Source organism: Achromobacter animicus, from assembly GCF_040775605.1.
Lineage (GTDB): Bacteria > Pseudomonadota > Gammaproteobacteria > Burkholderiales > Burkholderiaceae_B > Achromobacter > Achromobacter animicus.
Genome location: NZ_JAYGJK010000001.1, coordinates 677,173 through 696,533 on the forward strand (window position 1 = coordinate 677,173; position 19,361 = coordinate 696,533).

At 65.4% G+C, this 19,361-nt stretch carries 13 protein-coding genes; 4 read left to right on the forward strand and 9 right to left on the reverse strand.

The annotated features are described in order from the left end of the window. Nucleotides 1-105: 105 nt before the first annotated feature. The 3 genes from AB3147_RS02975 to AB3147_RS02985 all read right to left on the reverse strand — a co-directional run bounded on the left by AB3147_RS02975 (nucleotide 106) and on the right by AB3147_RS02985 (nucleotide 8,067). Entirely contained in the window at nucleotides 106-1,305 is a 1,200-nt protein-coding gene (locus tag AB3147_RS02975) for a ribonucleotide-diphosphate reductase subunit beta (protein ID WP_056564436.1), read from the reverse strand. A 20-nt stretch (nucleotides 1,306-1,325) separates the two neighbouring features. Then, entirely contained in the window at nucleotides 1,326-4,256 is a 2,931-nt protein-coding gene (locus AB3147_RS02980; protein WP_367351405.1) for a ribonucleoside-diphosphate reductase subunit alpha, read from the reverse strand. Nucleotides 4,257-4,560: 304 nt separating this feature from the next. After that, nucleotides 4,561-8,067 (reverse strand): indolepyruvate ferredoxin oxidoreductase family protein, encoded by a 3,507-nt coding sequence (locus AB3147_RS02985; protein WP_367351406.1) that lies wholly within the window; start codon nucleotides 8,065-8,067, stop codon nucleotides 4,561-4,563. 130 nt (nucleotides 8,068-8,197) lie between these two features. On the opposite strand from AB3147_RS02985, the gene AB3147_RS02990 reads away from it, so the two are divergent. The 3 genes from AB3147_RS02990 to AB3147_RS03000 all read left to right on the forward strand — a co-directional run bounded on the left by AB3147_RS02990 (nucleotide 8,198) and on the right by AB3147_RS03000 (nucleotide 10,684). Beyond that, nucleotides 8,198-8,647 carry an Lrp/AsnC family transcriptional regulator gene (locus tag AB3147_RS02990; protein ID WP_175126229.1) on the forward strand — a complete coding sequence of 150 codons (450 nt, stop codon included), beginning with the start codon at nucleotides 8,198-8,200 and terminating at the stop codon, nucleotides 8,645-8,647. 232 nt (nucleotides 8,648-8,879) lie between these two features. Beyond that, nucleotides 8,880-9,386, forward strand: coding sequence for a hypothetical protein (locus AB3147_RS02995; RefSeq protein WP_367351407.1), 507 nt, complete (start codon nucleotides 8,880-8,882; stop codon nucleotides 9,384-9,386). A 98-nt stretch (nucleotides 9,387-9,484) separates the two neighbouring features. Next, nucleotides 9,485-10,684: an MFS transporter gene (locus AB3147_RS03000; RefSeq protein WP_218342178.1), complete on the forward strand. Its 1,200-nt coding sequence runs from the start codon at nucleotides 9,485-9,487 to the stop codon at nucleotides 10,682-10,684. Nucleotides 10,685-10,866: 182 nt separating this feature from the next. On the opposite strand, the gene gltX is transcribed toward AB3147_RS03000, so the two are convergent. Further along, complete coding sequence (gltX, locus tag AB3147_RS03005) at nucleotides 10,867-12,273, reverse strand: glutamate--tRNA ligase (protein WP_367351408.1); 1,407 nt, start codon at nucleotides 12,271-12,273, stop codon at nucleotides 10,867-10,869. A gap of 134 nt (nucleotides 12,274-12,407) precedes the next feature. Between gltX and AB3147_RS03010 the strand changes: the two genes are divergently transcribed. Further along, complete coding sequence (locus tag AB3147_RS03010; RefSeq protein WP_367351409.1) at nucleotides 12,408-14,849, forward strand: bifunctional acetate--CoA ligase family protein/GNAT family N-acetyltransferase; 2,442 nt, start codon at nucleotides 12,408-12,410, stop codon at nucleotides 14,847-14,849. Between the two features lie 75 nt (nucleotides 14,850-14,924). On the opposite strand, the gene AB3147_RS03015 is transcribed toward AB3147_RS03010, so the two are convergent. The 5 genes from AB3147_RS03015 to AB3147_RS03035 form a co-directional block, all read right to left on the reverse strand. Next, the gene (locus tag AB3147_RS03015) at nucleotides 14,925-15,617 is read right to left on the reverse strand and encodes an isochorismatase family cysteine hydrolase (RefSeq protein WP_286900487.1); all 693 of its coding nucleotides are present in this window, start codon (nucleotides 15,615-15,617) and stop codon (nucleotides 14,925-14,927) included. 9 nt (nucleotides 15,618-15,626) lie between these two features. Next, on the reverse strand, nucleotides 15,627-16,463 hold the full coding sequence (locus AB3147_RS03020) for an ABC transporter permease (RefSeq protein WP_175139121.1): 837 nt from the start codon (nucleotides 16,461-16,463) through the stop codon (nucleotides 15,627-15,629). 3 nt (nucleotides 16,464-16,466) lie between these two features. Further along, nucleotides 16,467-17,282 (reverse strand): ABC transporter ATP-binding protein, encoded by an 816-nt coding sequence (locus AB3147_RS03025; protein ID WP_056564409.1) that lies wholly within the window; start codon nucleotides 17,280-17,282, stop codon nucleotides 16,467-16,469. Continuing rightward, entirely contained in the window at nucleotides 17,282-18,286 is a 1,005-nt protein-coding gene (locus AB3147_RS03030; protein ID WP_175125491.1) for an ABC transporter substrate-binding protein, read from the reverse strand. Before AB3147_RS03030 ends, AB3147_RS03025 begins: the two co-directional genes overlap by 1 nt. A 382-nt stretch (nucleotides 18,287-18,668) precedes the next feature. After that, complete coding sequence (locus AB3147_RS03035) at nucleotides 18,669-19,343, reverse strand: alpha/beta hydrolase (RefSeq protein ID WP_175125489.1); 675 nt, start codon at nucleotides 19,341-19,343, stop codon at nucleotides 18,669-18,671. Nucleotides 19,344-19,361 lie beyond the last annotated feature (18 nt).

The following is a 19,361-nucleotide window of genomic DNA, read 5'->3' on the forward strand; positions in this document are numbered from 1 at the left end:
TTCGAAGACACCCTGACCAAGGAGATTGCCATCAAGCCTGTCGCGAACGCGACGCCCATCAACGAGAAGAGGGCGTGCCCGCGCCGGGCTCGATGGCGTACTGCGTTACTCCCAGCTCAGCGTGCCACCGGTTTGGTATTCGATCACGCGAGTTTCAAAAAAGTTGCGTTCCTTTTTAAGGTCGATCATTTCCGCCATCCACGGGAAGGGATTTTCTTCCTGGGGGTACAGAGGTTCGATACCGATCTGCTGGCAACGACGGTTGGCGATGAAGCGCAGGTAGGATTTGAACATGGGTGCGTTCAAGCCCAACACGCCGCGCGGCATCGTGTCTTCGGCGTAAGCGTATTCGAGTTCGACCGCTTTGCGGAAGAGTTCTCGAATTTCTTCGCGGAATTCCGGCGTCCAGAGATGCGGATTTTCCAGTTTGACGGTGTTGATCAGATCGATGCCGAAGTTGCAGTGCATGGATTCATCGCGAAGGATGTACATGTACTGCTCGGCAGCGCCGGTCATCTTGTTCTGGCGGCCAAGCGCCAGGATCTGCGTGAAGCCAACGTAGAAGAACAGGCCTTCCATGAGGCAAGCGAAAACGATCAGCGACTTCAGCAGCGTCTGGTCGGCTTCGGGCGTGCCCGTCTTGAAGTTGGGATCAGCGATCGCGTCGATGAACGGGATCAGGAACTCGTCTTTTGCCCGGATGGACGGCACTTCGTTATAAGCGTTGAAGATCTCGGCTTCGTCCAGATCCAGGCTTTCGACGATGTATTGATAGGCGTGCGTGTGGATGGCTTCCTCGAAGGCCTGGCGCAGCAGGAACTGGCGGCATTCGGGAGCCGTGATGTGGCGGTAGGTGCCCAGCACGATGTTGTTGGCGGCCAGCGAGTCGGCGGTCACGAAGAAGCCGAGGTTGCGCTTGACGATGCGGCGCTCGTCCTCGGTGAGCCCGTTCGGGTTCTTCCAGAGGGCGATGTCGCGCGACATGTTGATCTCTTGCGGCATCCAATGGTTGGCGCAAGTGGCCAGGTACTTTTCCCACGCCCACTTGTACTTGAAAGGCACAAGCTGGTTGACGTCGGTCTGGCCATTGATGATGCGCTTGTCGGCAACCTTCACGCGCTGCGAGGTGGCCGAGCCGCTGGCGGCCAGGCCGGCAGCGTGTTCAGGCGCGGCCGGCGTGGGCATGGCGGTGTCGCCGAAAACACCCGTCGCCGCCCGGACTTCCGGGGCAGCCTGACCGCCCGCCGCGGGCGCGGCAGGTTGTGCAGGTTGCGTGGCGGTGGTGTCGTCGTCCCAATTAATCATGATTCATTCTCCGGAGGCGGTTATTGGCAGGCTTCGCACTCTTCGAAGCCGGGGTCGCCCGGCCGCATGGTGCAAACCGCCCCGAGAACTTCGGGTTCCGGCAAAACAGGTGCTGCGGCAACGGCGGAAGCAGTGGACGGATTGCCTGCGCTGACGGCGTTCAGTTCGCCGCCGCGTCCGGTGGACTTCTCGGCGCTGGTGGCGCCAAGGGTGCGCAGGTAGTACGTGGTCTTCAGGCCACGCGTCCATGCCAGCTTGTAGGTGTCGTCCAGTTTCTTGCCCGATGCGCCAGCCATGTAGATGTTCAGCGACTGGGCTTGATCGATCCACTTCTGACGGCGCGACGCGCATTCAACCAGCCAGCTCGGTTCGACTTCGAACGCGGTGGCGTAGAGTTCGCGGAGTTCGGACGGAACGCGATCGATGCGGGACAGGCTGCCGTCGAAGTACTTGAGGTCGGCGACCATGACTTCGTCCCAGAGACCGAGTTTCTTCAGGTCACGCACGAGGTAATCGTTAACGACCGTGAACTCGCCGGAGAGATTCGATTTGACGTACAAGTTCTGGAAAGTGGGTTCGATGCACGCAGATACGCCAATGATATTGGAAATAGTGGCGGTTGGGGCGATTGCGATGCAATTGGAGTTGCGCATGCCGTGTTCTTTGATGCGCGTGCGCAACGTATCCCAATCGAGCGTGCTCGATTCATCAACCTCAACGTGACCACCACGTTCATCACGCAGCATCTTCAACGTGTCTTGCGGCAAGATGCCACGCGACCACAGCGAGCCTTCGTACGATTGATAGCGACCGCGTTCTTCAGCGAGCAGGCTCGACGCGAAGTACGCGTGATAGCAAACCGCTTCCATCGAACGGTCCGCGAATTCAACAGCGGCTTGCGATGCGTACGGCACGCGCATCATCTGCAGGCAATCCTGGAAGCCCATGATGCCCATGCCCACCGGACGATGGCGCGCGTTGGAATTGCGGGCCTTGTCGACGGCGTAGTAGTTGATGTCGATCACGTTGTCGAGCATGCGCATCGCGATGCTGACCGTTCGCTTGATCTTGTCGTGGTCCAGTTCGAAACCGCCGCCGGCAGCCGGCTTCATGTGTGCGACCAGGTTCACGGAACCCAGATTGCAAACCGCGATTTCGGATTCGTTGGTGTTCAGCGTGATCTCGGTGCACAGGTTCGAGCTGTGGACGACGCCCACGTGCTGCTGCGGCGAACGGATGTTGCACGGATCCTTGAACGTGATCCACGGGTGGCCGGTTTCGAACAGCATCGACAGCATCTTGCGCCACAGCGTCAGCGCAGGCATCTTCTTGAACAGCTTCAGTTCGCCGCTGGCGACGCGGGCTTCGTAGCCCACGTAGGCTTCTTCGAACGCGCGGCCATACTTGTCGTGCAGGTCGGGGCAGTCGGACGGCGAGAACAGCGTCCACTCACCGCCTTCCATGACGCGCTTCATGAACAGGTCGGGAATCCAGTTCGCCGTGTTCATGTCGTGCGTGCGGCGGCGTTCGTCGCCGGTGTTCTTGCGCAGTTCCAGGAATTCTTCGATGTCCAGGTGCCACGACTCGAGGTACGTGCAGACCGCACCCTTGCGCTTGCCACCCTGGTTCACGGCGACGGCCGTGTCGTTGACGACCTTCAGGAACGGCACGACGCCCTGGCTTTCGCCGTTGGTGCCCTTGATGTGGCTGCGCAGCGCGCGGACCGGAGTCCAGTCGTTGCCCAGGCCGCCGGCGTACTTGGCCAGCAGCGCGTTTTCCTTGATGGCGTCGTAGATGCCTTCCAGGTCGTCCGAGACGGTGGTCAGGTAGCACGACGACAGCTGCGAGTGCAGCGTGCCCGAGTTGAACAGCGTGGGCGTGGAGCTCATGAAGTCGAACGAGGACAGGATCTCGTAGAACTCGATGGCGCGCGCTTCGCGGTCGGTCTCGCGCAGCGCCAGGCCCATGGCCACGCGCATGAAGAAGACCTGCGGCAGTTCGATGCGGGTGCCGCGGATGTGCAGGAAGTAGCGGTCGTACAGGGTCTGCAGGCCGAGGTAGCCGAACTGCAGGTCGCGCTTGGCGTTCAGCGCCTTGCCCAGCTTGGTCAGGTCATAGTTGGCCAGTTCGGGCGACAACAGGCCGCCTTCGATGCCGCGGGCAATGAACGTGGGGAAGTATTCGGCGTAACGCGCGCCCATGCCGTCTTGCGAGACTTCCTCGCCCAGCACTTCCTTGCGGATCGTGTGCAGCAGCAGACGGGCGGTGACCTGGCTGTAGGCCGGATCCTTTTCGACCAGCGCGCGCGCGGACAGGATGGCGGACTTGAAGACTTCGTCGACGGGGATGCCGTCGTACAGGTTCTTGACCGTTTCCTTCAGGATGGCTTCGGCGTCGATGAATTCAGACAGGCCTTCGCCGGCGGCGACGATGGTCGCGCGCAGTTCGGCGACGTCCAGCGGACGGCGCACGCCGCCGTCGGTGACGTTCAGCACGTGTTCCTGCGGCGCGGCGGCGGCCTTCTGCTGGCCTTCGGCGGCAGCAGCAGCGGCGCGTTCCTGCGTGCGCTTTTCGCGGTACAGGACATAGGCGCGCGCGACGTCATGCTCGCCAGAGCGCATCAGCGCCAGTTCGACCTGGTCCTGGATGTCTTCAATATGGAAGGTGCCGCCGTTGGGGCGGTTGCGAACCAGCGCGTTGACGGCTTGGCCGGTCAGCGTTTCGACGAGTTCGCGCACACGGGCGGATGCGGCGCCTTGGCCGCCATTGACGGCCAGGAAGGCCTTGGTCATGGCGATGGCAATCTTGCTGGGCTCAAAGCCAACCACCGAGCCATTGCGGCGGATGATGTTGTAGCTGGCCCATTTGCCGCTATTGGCGTCGGCGGGGGAGTCGGTTTGGGAGGGCGGCACGGCCGAAGGCCGGGTCACAGAGGCGATCGTAGTCTGCATGGAAGCTCCTGTGCGTAAAAGCGCGTAGATAACGGCATGACGGCGTCATGTCGGGTCAAAATTGGATCTTGTAATGGGGGTCGCAACGTCCGGACAGGCTAGTCCGTAAGGCGTGGCCGGCGGGAATCCGCGCTTGGGCGACCACAAGATGTAGTGTAGCACCCCTCGTTGGCCACTAATTCTAGTGATCGAGGTTTACAGGGACAAGAAGAAGATAAGACGAATCCCACAAAAGATTGTAACCAAATGCACTAGGCGCGCCCCGTAAGGCGCGCCCAGGTCAGTGACCACTCAGACCGGCTGTTTATGCGGTTTTCCGCAAGGGGACGGCGTGTGAGGCCGGTGCTGTATAGCTCTGCATGAGCCGGGCCAGATCGGTCCGATACTTGTCGACATTCGCGGCCTTCACGTGGCCGAAACCGCGAATGTTTTCTGCCAGGGCGGCGATTGTAGCCGCTTGCGCGAGGTTGTCCGAGGTCAACCCTGCAACGAGCTGGTCTATGGTCTGGCGGTATTCCTTCACCAGCGCCCGTTCCATCTTGCGCTCGGCCGTGTGGCCGAACGGATCGAACCACGTGCCGCGCAGGCCCTTCAGACGCGTCAGCAATTTCAGTGCCGACATCGTGCGCGGACCCAGCGTCATCTTGCGCGGCACGCCGGTGCGCGGATCCTTGCGCGCGAAGATCGGCGGGGCCATGTGAAAGCGCAGGCTGTAGTCGCCTTCGAACTGACCCTCCAGCTGCGTCTTGAACGCGTCGCCGGTATAGAGGCGCGCCACTTCGTATTCGTCCTTGTAAGCCATGAGCTTGTACAGGCCGCGCGCCACCGCCATCGCCAGGCGCGGCGACTTGGCGTCCGGCGCCAGCTCCCGCTCGCGTGCCGCGACGGCGTCGATGACCTGCTGGTAGGTGCGGGCGTACGCGGCGTCCTGATAAGCCGTCAGGTCTTCGACCCGGCGCGCCACGGCGCGTTCGAACGTTTCGGGCACGTGAAGCTGCACGACCTGGGCCCGGGGACGCAAGGCGCCTTGCAGCGCGTCAGGTTGATGCGCTGCGAGCCGGCCGTTGTCGAAGGCGGCGCGATTGGCCGCGACCGCCACGCCGTTCAGTTCGATCGCGCGGTAGATGGCGGCCTGCGACAGCGGCACGCCGCCGCGTTGCCAGGCATAGCCCAGCATGAACATGTTCGACAGGATGCTGTCGCCGAAGAGCGCCAGGGCCGCTTCGTGCGCGTCGATCGCCGCGGTGTGCGTGTCGCCGGCCGCGTGACGGATCTTGGCGAGCAGCGCTTCGGGGCGCATCGCGGCGTCGGGATTGCGCGTGAAGTCGGAGACCGGCGCCACGTAGGTGTTCACCGTGACCTTGGTGTGGCCGCGGCGCAGGGCGCCCAGCGAATCGGGCGCGACGGCGGCGACCGGATCGCACAGGATGGCCGCGTCGGCCTGCTGCCAGTCCAGGCGCACGGGGCCGGCGGTTGCGCCGGCGGGTGCAAGACGGATGTGGCTGACGACGGTGCCGCCTTTCTGCGCCAGCCCGGTCAGGTCCAGCACTGCCGCGGACAGGCCTTCCAGATGCGCGGCCATCGACACGATGGCGCCGATGGTGATGACGCCCGTGCCGCCCATGCCGGCGACCAGCAGGCGATAGGGATGCTCCAGCGCGTGGATGTCGGGCAGCGGCAAGCCGGCGATCAAGCCTTGCAGGCGTTCCTGGTCGGCCTTCGGCGCCGCGCTCTTTCTGGGCTTGCCGCCCATCACGGACACGAAGCTGGGGCAAAAGCCTTCCGCGCAGGAATAGTCCTTGTTGCAGCTGGATTGATCGATCGCACGCTTGCGGCCATAAGGCGTTTCCAGCGGAACGACCGACAGGCAGTTCGACTTCACGCCGCAGTCGCCGCAGCCTTCGCACACCGCGCTGTTGATCAGCATGCGGCGCGCCGGATCCGGGAACTGGTTCTTCTTGCGGCGGCGGCGCTTTTCGGCGGCGCAGGTCTGGTCATGGATCAGCACGGTCACGCCGGGAATTTCACGCAGCTCGCGCTGCAGCGCGTCCAGCTCGCGGCGGTGGTGGACCTTGATGCCGGGGCCCAGGTCCACGCCCTGGTACTTTTCCGGCTCGTCCGTCGTGACCACGATGCGCGCCACGTTCTCGCCGCGCAACTGCTGGCAGATCTGCGGGACCGAGATCGGGCCATCGACCGGCTGCCCGCCCGTCATCGCCACGGCATCGTTGAACAGGATCTTGTAGGTGATGTTGGCGCGCGCCGCGACGGCCTGGCGGATGGCCAGGTAACCCGAGTGGTAGTACGTGCCTTCGCCCATGTTCTGGAAGATGTGCGGCATCTTCGTGTAGCGGGACAGGCCGATCCAGTCGACGCCTTCGCCGCCCATCTGCGTCAGGCCACCCGTGTCGCGGTCCATCCATGCAGCCATGTAGTGGCAGCCCACGCCGGACAGCGCCTGGCTGCCCTCGGGCACCTTGGTCGACGTGCTGTGCGGACAGCCCGAGCAGAAGTAAGGGCGGCGGCGCATCCCGTCCGCGTCGTTGGACAGCGGGGCCTGGCATTCGAATGCCGACAGGTCGCGGTTCACCGGAAGTCCTGCGGCGCGCGACAGCCAGCCGGCCAGCGGCGCGGCCAGCAGCGACGGGCGCAATTGGCCGGCCGACGTCACCATCGGCTCGCCGTCCAGACCCTTCTTGCCCACGACTGTGGGGCGCTCGGGCAGGTTGAACAGCATGTCCTTGATCTGGCTTTCGACCACCGCGCCTTTTTCTTCGACGACCAGGATGTGCGACAGGCCGCGCGCGAACTCGAGCAGACGGCCCTCGTCCATCGGCCAGGTGAGACCCGGCTTGTAGATGCGTACGGGCGCGTTCGCCGTCACCGTATCCACGCCCAGTCGCGCCAGCGCTTCCATGGTGTCCAGGTGGGCCTTGCCCACGGTGACGATGCCCACCGTTGCCTTGGGCGCCGGACAGGTCAGCTTGTCCAGGCTGTGGCGGCGCGCGAACGCGGCGACCGCCTTCATGCGCTGATTCATGCGCGTCTCGACCGCCAGGGACAGAAAGTCGCGCGCCGAATACTCAAGCGATCCGGACGGCATGTCCGGATCCGCGGGCATGTCGTAGGTCTGGATCGGGGCAGGGGTGAACGAGTGGCCGCTTTCGATGGTCTCGGACACCGCCTTGAAGGCGACCCAGGTGCCGGCATAACGCGACAGCGCCCAGCCCCACAGCGCGAAGGTCTCGTATTCGTCGATGGACGTCGGATGCACGATGGGCATCTGCCAGCCGATCAGCGAGGCCTCGCTGGCGTGCGGGATCGAGGAGGACACGGCGGTGTGGTCGTCGCCCACCACCACCAGCACGCCGCCGTTGCGCGAGGCGCCCGCGGCATTGCCGTGATGCAGCGCGTCGCCGGCGCGATCCACGCCCGGGCCTTTGCCGTACCACATGGCAAACACGCCATCGACATTGCGGTCGTCGCGCACGCCGGCCTGCTGCGTCCCCATCACCGCGGTGGCGGCCATGTCTTCGTTGATGCCCGGCAAGAAGGTGATCTGGTTGGCGTCCAGCGCCTTCTGCGCCTTCCACATGGCCATGTCCACGCCGCCCAGCGGCGATCCGCGGTACCCCGACACGAAACCGGCCGTGTTCAGGCCGCGCTCGCGGTCCACCCGGCGCTGCGTGAGCATCATGCGCACCAGGGCCTGCGTGCCGGTCAGGAAGATGCGGCCGGACTCGCGCGTCAGGTTGTCGGCGAGCTGATACTCAAGGTCCAGCTCGGGTGCGGCGGCGGGGGTACCGTCCATAGTCAATGCTCCTCGTATTTGGCACCATGATAGGTTCGCGAGGGATCAGGTTTATTGCGTTTTTGGATCGTGCTATCCCTATAATTCGCAATGAACATTTCGTATTCCAAAAAAATCAGGAGACAAACGAATGGACAAGACCGATATCGGCATCCTCAAGGCCCTGCAGGAAGACGGCCGGGCCTCGGCGCAGCAGCTTTCCGAGAAGGTGGGGTTGTCCGCCGCGCCGGTGTGGCGGCGGGTGAAGGCAATGGAGGCGAGCGGGGTGATCCAGGGCTACAGCGCCCAGGTCGACCGCAGCAAGGTGGGGCTGGGCTGCATGTTTGCGCAGATCAGCCTGGAGCGGCACTCGGCCAACACCGTTGAACACTTCGAGCGGTCGGTACGCGATGCGCCGGAAATCCTGGAGTGCTATGCGGTCACCGGGGATTCGGACTTCCTGTTGAAGATCCTGGTGGAAAGCCCCGAAGCCTATGACCGCTTCCTGCATCGCTTCCTCTTCAACATGCCGGGCATCCGGCAGACGCGCACCATCGTGGCGCTGCGCGAGATCAAGCACGAACAGCGGCTGCCGCTGTAGCCGTTTCGGGGCGCTCTATATATAGAGAGGCTCTGTCGCTTGAAACCAACGCATTTTTGCGGTTTCCGCGCGGATTCCGGGCGCGCTCGCGGCCGCACTGTTGCGCATTTGCACACGGCGCGGATCCTCGTTGATTCTTCCCTGGCGCCTATTTAGAGTGCGTGAAGTCCGCTGCGCCTGGGACGTGCCGGTGTGATCGGCGCGGCGCGTCGGCGCACGTCTTGAGGAAGTCATGAGCAGTGTGTTTTTGCGTACGGCAGGCGTTGCCTGCGCCCTCGTGATCCTGGCCGGTTGCGCCGCCAGGAAGCCCGCCGCCATCACCGAGGCCCAGCCCGCGGAACCGCCCAAGCCGGTGGCGTGCACGCCCGCCAAGGCTGGTGACCCGATGGTCGGCACCTGGTTGTCGAATTCGCGTCCGCGCGACGTGGCCGGCGACATGCAAGCGCTGATCGTGCTGTCGGCCGACGGCACGATGTCCTACGAATCCCTGCTCAAGATCGGCCGCAAGACGCGTCCCGCGCTGCGTGAGACGGGCTGCTGGAGCGTGGAGAACGGCGTCTACACGATGCGCACGACCAAGTCGGCGGGCGAGCCGGTGGACCCCACCGATCCGATCTATCTGAACCGCTACCGCGTCGAAAAGGTCGAGCAATCCAAGCTGTCGCTGCGTGAACTCAAGAGCGGCGGCATGCTGCTCACGGCGCGCCGCATGCCGGCGGGCTATCGCCTCGCCTACTGAGCGTTGCGCCGGGCGGACACTTCGCCCGGCGGTTTCGCCAAGCGGGCCGGGCTGCGGTAAGGTGCGGGCTTCGACTTTCGCCCCGCCGCCGGTTATCCATGCCCGCCCTGTCCTCCGAAGCACGCGCGATCGCGCTGCTGGCGCTGGCCGCCTTCGTCAGCGCCAGCGCTTTCCGTATCTGTGATCCCATGCTGCCGCAACTGGCGGCGGAATTCGGCACCACCACCGGCCAGGCCGCGCGCGCGGTCACGGCGTTTGCCGTGGCGTATGGCGTGCTGCAGATGTTCTTCGGTCCGGTGGGCGACCGTTACGGCAAATACCGCGTGGTCAGCGTCGCCACCGTGGCGTGCGCGCTGGGCAGCGCCGGCGCCGTCATGGCCGGATCGCTCGATATGCTGGTGTTCTGCCGCGCCTTGTCGGGCGCCGCGGGCGCGGGCATCGTGCCGCTGTCCATGGCCTGGATCGGCGACAACGTCCCCTATGAACGCCGGCAGGCGACGCTGGCGCGCTTTCTGACCGGCACCATCCTCGGCATGTCCGCCGGCCAGCTTGCGGGCGGCCTGTTCGCCGATACCGTCGGCTGGCGCTGGGCCTTTGCCGCGCTCGTGGCGGGCTATCTGATCGTGGGCGTGCTGCTGCATCTGGAAGTGCGTCGCCAGCGCGCGGCCGGATTTGCGCAGGTCGATCCCGGTGCGCCACGGCAAGGTTTTATCGCGCAGGCGCGGCTGGTGCTCGGCACGCGGTGGGCGCGCGTGGTGCTGGCGACGGTGTTCATCGAAGGCTTGCTGGTGTTCGGCGCGCTGGCCTTTGCGCCGTCGTACCTGCATGAGCGCTTCGATATCTCGCTGACGGCCGCGGGCGCGCTGGTGGCCGTGTACGCGGTGGGCGGGCTGATCTACACGGTCGTCGCGGGGCGCATCCTCAAGCGGCTCGGCGAGCGAGGCCTGGCTGTCGCGGGCGGACTGGTGCTGGGCGTGGCGTTTCTGTCGTACCTGTTGGGGCCGGTGTGGATGTGGAGCCTGCTGGCGAGCGTCCTGGCGGGTTTTGGGTACTACCTGCTGCACGCGACGCTGCAGACGAACGCAACGCAGATGGTGCCGTCGGCGCGCGGCACGGCGGTCGCGTGGTTCGCGTCGTGCCTGTTCATGGGGCAGGCGGCCGGCGTGGCGCTGGCGGGGGCGGTGGTGGACGAGATCGGACCGGGCGCGCTGTTCGGCGGCTCCGCCGTGCTGTTGCCGCTGCTGGGGGCGTTCTTTGCCCGGGCGCTCAAGGCGAGGGCGGGGATGCAGCAGGGGTGAGGGCGTTGGCGTGACGCCAGATTGAAAACAGAAAGGGCCTTGTTCATCGTTGGATGAATAGGCCCTTTCTTTATGCAGGTGTCAGACACCCTGCCGAGACCGTCGCGGGTTTGTGGCCGTTATCTCTCAAGGGTGTCAGACACCTGGGCAGTAGGCTTTCGGAGGGTGTCTGGCGCCCGGATTCAAATCGCCGACAGCCGCTTGAGCACCGTTTCCTTGCCCAGCAGTGCCAGCACCGCATCCACCGCAGGCGTCTGCGTCTGACCGGTGACCGCCACGCGCAGCGGGATGGCCAGTTGCGGCATCTTCAGCCCGCGGTCGGCCAGCACGCCCTTGATCAGCGCAGACAGCGCTTCGCGCGTCCATTCTGCATCCTGCGCGCGCTGTGCGAAGTCGGCCAGCGCCTCGCGGGCCGGCGCGGTCAGGTGCTGTTCGGCCAGGTCGGCCGGCGCGCCCTTGAACTCGCCGCAGAACAGCATGGCGCCGTCGGCCAGTTGTTCCAGCGTTTCGGCGCGGTCCTTCAGGAGGCCCATGACGCCCGGCAGGTCGATCTGCTCGGGATAGCCGCCCCGCGTCGCCACGCGCGTGGCCACGCGTTCGGCCAGTTCGGCGTTGTCCATCTGCTTGATGTAGTGGGCGTTGACCCAGTTCAGCTTCTTGGGATCCCACTGCGACGCGGACTTGGACAGATGCTTGGTGTCGAACCACGACACGAGCTGGTCGCGCGAAAAGAGTTCGTCGTCGCCGTGGCTCCAGCCCAGACGGGCCAGGTAGTTGATCATGGCTTCGGGCAGATAGCCCTCGTTGTCGTACTCCATGACGTTGACCGCGCCGTGGCGCTTGGAAAGCTTTTCGCCGTCCGGGCCCAGGATCATCGGCACGTGGCCATATTCCGGCAGGGTGGCGCCAAGCGCGCGCAGGATGTTGATCTGGCGGGGCGTGTTGTTGACGTGGTCATCGCCGCGCAGCACGTGCGTGATGCCCATGTCCCAGTCGTCGACCACGACGCAGAAGTTATAGGTGGGCGTGCCGTCCGGACGCGCGATGATCAGGTCGTCGAGCTCGGTGTTGTCGAAGCTGATCGTGCCCTTGACCATGTCGTTCCAGGACGTGGCGCCGTCCTGGGGATTCTTGAAGCGCACCACCGGCTTGCGGCCTTCGGGGATGGCGGGCAGCATCTTGCCGGGTTCCGGGCGCCAGGTGCCGTCGTAGCGCGGCTTGTCGCCGCGGGCGCGGGCGGCCTCGCGCATCGCTTCGACTTCTTCGGGCGAGCTGTAGCAGTGATAGGCGGTGCCGGCGGCCAGCATCTGGGCCACGACTTCGCGGTACCGGTCCATGCGCTGCATTTGGTAGAAGGGGCCTTCGTCCGGCTGCATGCCCAGCCATTCCATGCTGTCCAGTATGGCCTGCACCGCTTCCGGCGTGGACCGCTCGACGTCCGTATCTTCGATGCGCAGCACGAAGGTGCCCTTGTGATGGCGCGCGAAGGCCCAGGAGAACAGCGCGGTGCGCGCGCCGCCCAAATGCAGGAAACCGGTGGGCGAGGGCGCGAAGCGGGTGCGAATGGGAGTAGTGGCGTTGGAAGTCATAGGTGGCAGTGTTAGCGGCTGCGGCGCCACAAAGCGGCGTCGGGCAGTGTCCTCATCAAGCGGACAGCGGGCTTGTCTTGATACGATGAACGCTATTTTAGATTAGTGTGAACAGGCCCTGGCCCGACCTCCCCATGTTGAGACACGCTCTTGCGCCGATGTTCGAACCCGCCTCGCTGGTGATCGTGGCCGATCGGCCGCTGCCCGCGGCAAGTTCCCTGTCTCCCGCCCTGAAGACAAAGACTACGGTTGTCGCCGTCGAACCCGGTGCAGCCCCCGACCTGCCGGACAGGCTTGAAGGCCTGGCCCAGGGCGACCGGCCTGATCTGGCCCTGGTTTGCGTGTCGCCTGCCGTGCTGCCCGAAACGCTGCGCCGCCTGGCGCCGTTGTCGCCCCGCGCCGTGATTCTGCTGCCGCACGAATTGCCCGACCCGTACCCGCGCGGCACGCTGGCCCTGTGCCGGGCCTGGGCCGAGGAAAACCACTGCGAACTGCTGGGGCCGCGCTCTTTCGGCGCGCAGCGGCCGCACGCGGGCCTGAACTTCAGCCAGCACCCGGTGCTGGCGCGCAGCGGCCGCGTGGCGCTGGTGGCGCAGTCGCGCTCCATCATGGCCGCCGTCATGGACTGGGCCGAGGACGTGCACATCGGCTTTTCCACCGCCGTGTCGCTGGGCGACGAGGCAGTGGTGGGCCTGCCCAAGCTGCTGGACTACCTGGCCAGCGATCCGCGCACGGACAGCATCGTCCTCTACCTGGAAGACGTCGGGCCCGCCCGCGAGTTCATGAGCACACTGCGGGCCGCGGCCAGCATCAAGCCGGTCATCGTGCTCAAGGCCGGCCGCTCCGATGCCGACAGCAGCGACGCCGTTTTCGATGCGGCGCTGCGCCGGGCTGGCGCGGTGCGCGTGCGCTACTTCGTGCAGCTCTTCTCGGCCGTGAAGGTGCTGGGCTACACGCGCCGCCCCAAGGGCCGCCGCGTGGCGCTCATCTCCAACGGCAGCGGACCCCCGCAGCTCGCCATGGATCTGATCGGCCCCGACGCCGCCGTCCTGCGCGCCGACCTGGCGCCCGCCACGCAGCGCGCGCTGGCCGAGATGCTGGAGCCCGACGCCGGCACCGCCAACCCCGTCATCACCTATCTGCCGATGACGCCCGAGCGCATCCGCGCCATGCTGGAAGCTGTCCTGGACGACACCGGCGTGGACGGTGTGCTGGTGCTGCTGGCGCCCGACGCCTTGGCCGACATGCCCGCCGTGGCGCGCGAACTGGCGCAGATCGCGCCGTCCGCCAAGAAACCCGTGGTGACCTGCTTCATGGGCGACGCCGGCATGCGGCCGTTGCGGCGCATGCTGGACGATGCGGGCACGTCGGCGTTCCGCACGCCCGAGTCGGCCGCGGACGCGTTCGGCGTGCTGGCGTCGCACCACTACAACCAGCAGTTGCTGTTGCAGACGCAGCCGCCCGAACCCGCCAGCCATGTGCCGGACCTGGCAGCCGCGCGCGAGATCGTCGCGCGCGTGCGCGCCGATTGCCGGCGCGAACTGAACACCGCAGAAATCCGCACGTTGCTATCGCTGTTCTATGTGCCGCTGTCCGACGCGGCCGCGTCGGCTACGGCAGCCGAAGCCGAGTCCCGGCCCATGGCGATCCGCGTGCGGCGCAATCCGCAATTCGGCCCTGTCATCCGCTTTGGCGCGGGCGGGCCGGACGCGGTGCTCTCGCTGGCCGAGCGCGGCATGGACTTGCCGCCGCTGAACGGCTATCTGGCGCGCCAACTCATCGAGCGCAGCAGGCTGTGGCGGCGCGTGCTGGCCCCCCGGGTCGGCCACCTGGCCGCCGAGGCGCTGCAGCAGACCTTGGTGCTGGTGTCCGAGCTGGTGTCGGAACTGCCCGACATCGAATCCCTGGACATCGACCCGCTCTATGCGGGCGAAACGCATCTGCGCGCCGGCGGCCTGCGCATGACGCTGACCGATACGCCGGGCTGCGCTTCGCCGCAGACCACGGGCTACCCGCACATGGCGATCCACCCGTATCCGGCTCGGCTGGTGCAGGTGCGCCGGTTCGATGACGGCATCCCGTGGGTGCTGCGCCCGATCCGCCCCGAAGACGGCGAGGCGCTGCAGGAATTCATTCGCGGCCTGTCGGAGCGGTCGCGCTACATGCGGTTCGTGTCGATGATGCGCGAACTCACGCCGCGCATGGTGTCGCGCTACACACAGGTGGACTATCACCGCGAACTGGCCCTGGTGGCGGCGACGCAGGTGCCCAATCCCGCCAATCGCGGCCATCCGCGCGAGGTGCTGGTGGGCTTTGCCCACTACCTGCGCAATCCCGACGGGCGGGGGGCGGAATACGCGCTGGTGATCGGCGACGACTGGCAACGGCGCGGGTTGGGACGTCAGCTCATGACGGCGCTGATCGACGCCGCGCGCGAGCAGGGCCTGGAATACATCGACGGCCTGGTGCTGTCGACGAACCGGCCCATGCTGGCGCTGATGACCAGCCTGGGCTTCACGAACGATCGCGATCCCGAGGATCCGACGATGCGCCGGGTCTGGCTGGACCTGGGCTGAGTCTGATTCAGGATCTGGGTCTGGACCTGGGGCTGGGCCCGGGTCTGGACCCGTCACCCGTCGCGCCGGATCGCTTCAGGCGGTCCGGCGCGACGGCTGCGCGGGTTTGAGCCGCGCGGCCGCTTCGTCCACCGACAGCACGTCGCCGAAAAACAGCATCCAGCCGTGAAGCGCGTTTTCGTGCTCGGCCGGCGTCACCGCGGCCAGCGCGTCGTCGATCATGATGGTCCGGAAGTCCCGCATCATTGCGTCGCGCGCGGTGGATTCGCAGCACACGTTGGTGACCGTCCCGGCGATCAGCAGCGTATCCACGCCCAGCCCGCGCAGCAGGGGTTCCAATTCCGACGAACCCGGCGCCATGGCGCTGTAAAAGCGCTTGACCACGCGCGGGTCCGTGGACTGCGCGTGCAGGTCCGGATGCAGCGCAAAGCCCGGCGAATCGCGCCGCAGGGTCTCCAGGCGGCGGGCGCTGCGTTCGGGCGTGAGCATCACGCCATGATGATGCGACCAGAACACGTCCGCGTTGTCCGACGCCGTCTGCACCCACACCACGACCCCGCCCGCATCGCGCACGGCGCCGCACAGGCGGTTGATGGGGTCGATGATCTCGCGCGCGGGGGCGCATTCGCCCTGATAACCCGGCATCAGGAAATACTGCTGCATGTCGATCACCACCACCGCGGTGCGCGCGGCCGGCAGTTCGTCATAGGGATGCAGGCAGCCCTGACGGGCCACGACGCGATCCTTCACCCACTGGGGGAATTCCATGCTGCCTCCTTAGCCGTAACGCCGCGCCACGGCGGACTCGACGCGGTAGATGATGAGATACATCACGCTGGAAATCAGCGCCAGCATCACGATGGCGGTCATGACGATGTTCAGCTTGAACACCTGGCTGCCGTTCATGATGAGAAAGCCCAGGCCTGAATCCGCCGACTGGAACTCGCCCACGATCACGCCCACCAGCGCCAGGCCGATGTTCATCTTCACGGCCGCGATCAACGTGGGCACGCTGCCCGGCAGCACGACCTTGGTCAGCACCTGCCAACGGCTGGCGCCAAAGGTGTGGGCAAGCTTCACCTTGTTCAGGTCGATACCGCGGAATCCCGCGTACACGACCATGATGGTCACGAACACCGCAATGGCCACCGCCATGCCGTAGACCGCGTAATCGGAACCCAGCCACAGATAGAAGATCGGCACGAATGCGATCTTGGGCATGGCGTTGGCCACCACCAGGAAGGGGTCCAGCACCTTGTACAGAAAGTCGGACCACCACAGTGCGGCCGCCACCACGATCCCGATGCCCATGCTGAGCACAAAGCCGACCAGCGTGGCCGACAGCGTCGTCATGATGTGCTTGCCCAGGCTGCCGTGGTTCCACAGTTCCAGGAACGTGGGCCACAGCGCGCTGGGATAGCTGGTAAGCAGCGGATTGACGATGTGCATGCGCGGCAGGATTTCCCACGCGCATAGAAAAACCACCAGCAGCAGCGCCTGGGCCATGCGGATGTTGCGGCGGCGCGCGCGGTCGCGGCGCAGGTAGTTCAGGTATTTCTCGCTGGGGCCGGGCACGGCGCGCAGCGGAACGGTATTGGCAATCGGCGCGTTCATGGGTCAGCCCTCCACGTGAACATCCAGCTCGTCCCAGAGCTGTTTGAAGTAGGTGTTGAACTCAGGCCGCGAGCGCGCCTGGAATGGCGTGGGGCGGACCTGGCCGTCGCCGTAATGAATGCGGTACTGGCTCTTTAAACGTCCCGGCCGGCGCGACAGCACGATCACGCGGTCGGTCATGGCGATGGCCTCGCCGATGTCGTGCGTCACCAGCACCACCGTCTTGCCTTCGCGCCGCAGGATGTCCACGACTTCGTCGGAAATCGCCAGCCGCGTCTGCGAATCCAATGCCGAAAACGGTTCGTCCAGCAGGATCACGTCGGGCTCGGTGACCAGCGTGCGCGCCAGCGCCGCGCGTTGACGCATGCCGCCGGACAGCTGCCGCGGCGTGTGCGACAAAAACGCGCCCAGGCCGCATTTTTCAAGCAGGTGCACGGCGCGCGCCTCGCTGCGCGCGTCGCGCCGCCCCTGGATCTCGGCGCCCAGCATCACGTTGTCCAGGATGGTGCGCCATTCGAACAGATAGTCCTGCTGCAGCATGTAGCCGATGCGGGCATTCGGCTTGGTCACCGCCTGCCCGTCGACCAGCACCGCGCCCGAGGTCGGCGGAATCAAACCCGCGATCAACGACAGCAGCGTGCTCTTGCCACAGCCGCTTTGCCCGATCAGGCTGACGAACTCGCCCGGCGCCAGACTGAACGAGACGTTGGACAGCGCCTCGGTCTCGCCTTCCGGCGTGAAGTACGAAAGACAGACCTCGCGCAGTTCGATCTTGGCCGTGGCGGGCGCCGGCTTCAGGTTATGGATGGCGGCGCCCATCATTGCGCCTTTTTGGCAAAGTCGGCGATCACCACGTCCTCGTACTTGACGCGGGCAGTGTCCTTCATCACGGCGCTGGCCACCAGCATGTCCTGCAGTTGCGTCATCGCCTGCGCGGTCACCAGCGGCGTGGTCTTCCAGATCTGATATTGCTTGTAGCGTTCGATCGCCTCGGTCACCGCGGCCTGGTCCATGCCGGGAAAGAAGGTCATGATCTGCGGGGCCAGCGTGGCGGCCGGCGTGTCCTTCACGTATTTCTCGGCGCGCGCGACCACATCGGTCCAGGCCTGGATGACCTTGGGGTTGTCGCGGATGTATTTGTCGGTGGCGGTGAAGACCGTGTAGTCCACCTGGCCCACTTCATGTCCCACGGACGCGACGATGTGCCCCTTGCCGTTGCGCACCAGTTCGCCGGCCTCGGGCTCCAGGAAGATGCCGTACTCCCCTTGGCCCGCCATCCAGGCGCCGGCACGCGCGGGGATGCCGATGTTGTTGAGCAGCTTCACGTCCTTTTGAGGATCCAGGCCATGCTTGCGCAGCGCGGTCTCCAGGAACACGATGGGATTCGATCCCGGGCGAAAGCCGATTACTTCCTTGCCCTTGAGCATGGACCAATCGAACTTGTCGACCGGCTTGCGCGACAGCAGGAAAAAGCCGTCCGTGGCGGTCAGGCCGGCAAAGATCTTGGGCTTGACCGGTGATTCGCTGTTTTGCACGTAGATGGACGCCTCGGGCCCGATCAGCACGATGTCCGCGCTGCCCGAGAGCAGGGCGGTCATGCCCTTGTCGGTGCCTTGCGAGGTTTTCATGGACACGTCCAGCCCGGCGTCCTTGAAATAGCCCTGCGATAGCGCGACATACTTCGGCACGTAAAGGATCGATCGCACCACTTCTTCGTAGCGCACCTTTACGGGAGGGTTCAGGGCTTCGGCCTGGGCGGCCAGAGGGGCAAGCAGCGCGAGCAGCGCCGCGCCTGCCAGGCGGGGCAAGGGCAAGGTCTTCACGGGACTTTCTCCTGCGTCTTGAATGCGCCGACGGATCGGCGCAACACGGCCAATGGGATGGATCGACTGCAACAACAGGGAAGCCCGAACAGAGAAGGCCCGGGCCGGTAAGGCTTGGATCGAATACTATATTCAAGACAAGGAGGCGACAAGCGTTTTGAGATTGGCGTTTTTCTCTATGGACGCAAGCCTTCCGAGCCGGGACAATGCGAGGCTGGAATACCAGTTGGTATACAAAATAAGATTTTGAGCCGCTTCAGATTTGAATCGTGACGGGGCGGGGCTCATCCCATCGTAGGCGCGCAATGCCGGCGCGCCCATCAGCCAGGAACACGAGCCGCGTCTTGCACGCCGCCCGTCGTCGTTCCTGGCCCGTGCTGCGCTAGACCAGCACTTCGTTCAGGAAGTCCGAAATGTCCGCCACTTCCTCGGCGCAGACCGAGTGCGGCATCGGGTACGTGTGCCAGCGCACGTCGTAACCCAGGCGCTTCAATTCCGCCAACGACGCTTCAGCGCGCGCCAGCGACACCACCGGATCGTATTGGCCATGCGCCATGAAGATAGGCGTGGCATTGTTGGCGGGCTGACGCTCGGCTTCTGCCGTGTCCAGCAGCGGCAGATAGCCAGACAGCGCCATCATGCCGGCCAGCTTCTCTTTCAAGCGCAGACCCGTGTGCAGGGTCATCGCGCTGCCTTGCGAGAACCCTGCCAGCACGATGTTCGACGTCGGGATGCCACGCGCGTTCTCGCGCGCGATCAGCTGGTGGATGGCGGCTTCCGAGGCGCGGATGCCGCGGCCGTCTTCCACGCGCACCAGATCCATCACCAGGATGTCGTACCAGGAACGCATCGACATGCCGTTGTTGATGGTGACCCGTTGAACCGGCGCATTCGGAAACACGAAGCGCACGCCACGCCCGGCGGGCAGGCGCAGTTCCGGCACGATGGGCGCGAAATCGTTGCCGTCGGCGCCCAGGCCGTGCAGCCAGATCACGGCGTGCGTGGGATTGGGGGCGGTTTCGATCTCGATGCAGTCGAGCAGGTCGGGTGCGGTCATGGACGGGCTGTTGGGATT

Excerpts from the sequence above, each read along its gene's own strand:
- AB3147_RS03025 (WP_056564409.1), bottom strand. The coding sequence starts at position 17,282 with ATGGGCGCCGCCATCCATAACCTGAAGCCGGCGCCCGCCACGGCCAAG.
- gltX (WP_367351408.1), bottom strand. The coding sequence starts at position 12,273 with ATGACTTCCAACGCCACTACTCCCATTCGCACCCGCTTCGCGCCCTCG.
- AB3147_RS03015 (WP_286900487.1), bottom strand. The coding sequence starts at position 15,617 with ATGGAATTCCCCCAGTGGGTGAAGGATCGCGTCGTGGCCCGTCAGGGC.
- AB3147_RS03000 (WP_218342178.1), top strand. The coding sequence starts at position 9,485 with ATGCCCGCCCTGTCCTCCGAAGCACGCGCGATCGCGCTGCTGGCGCTG.
- AB3147_RS02980 (WP_367351405.1), bottom strand. The coding sequence starts at position 4,256 with ATGCAGACTACGATCGCCTCTGTGACCCGGCCTTCGGCCGTGCCGCCC.
- AB3147_RS03035 (WP_175125489.1), bottom strand. The coding sequence starts at position 19,343 with ATGACCGCACCCGACCTGCTCGACTGCATCGAGATCGAAACCGCCCCC.
- AB3147_RS03020 (WP_175139121.1), bottom strand. The coding sequence starts at position 16,463 with ATGAACGCGCCGATTGCCAATACCGTTCCGCTGCGCGCCGTGCCCGGC.
- AB3147_RS02985 (WP_367351406.1), bottom strand. The coding sequence starts at position 8,067 with ATGGACGGTACCCCCGCCGCCGCACCCGAGCTGGACCTTGAGTATCAG.
- AB3147_RS02975 (WP_056564436.1), bottom strand. The coding sequence starts at position 1,305 with ATGATTAATTGGGACGACGACACCACCGCCACGCAACCTGCACAACCT.
- AB3147_RS02995 (WP_367351407.1), top strand. The coding sequence starts at position 8,880 with ATGAGCAGTGTGTTTTTGCGTACGGCAGGCGTTGCCTGCGCCCTCGTG.
- AB3147_RS02990 (WP_175126229.1), top strand. The coding sequence starts at position 8,198 with ATGGACAAGACCGATATCGGCATCCTCAAGGCCCTGCAGGAAGACGGC.
- AB3147_RS03010 (WP_367351409.1), top strand. The coding sequence starts at position 12,408 with ATGTTGAGACACGCTCTTGCGCCGATGTTCGAACCCGCCTCGCTGGTG.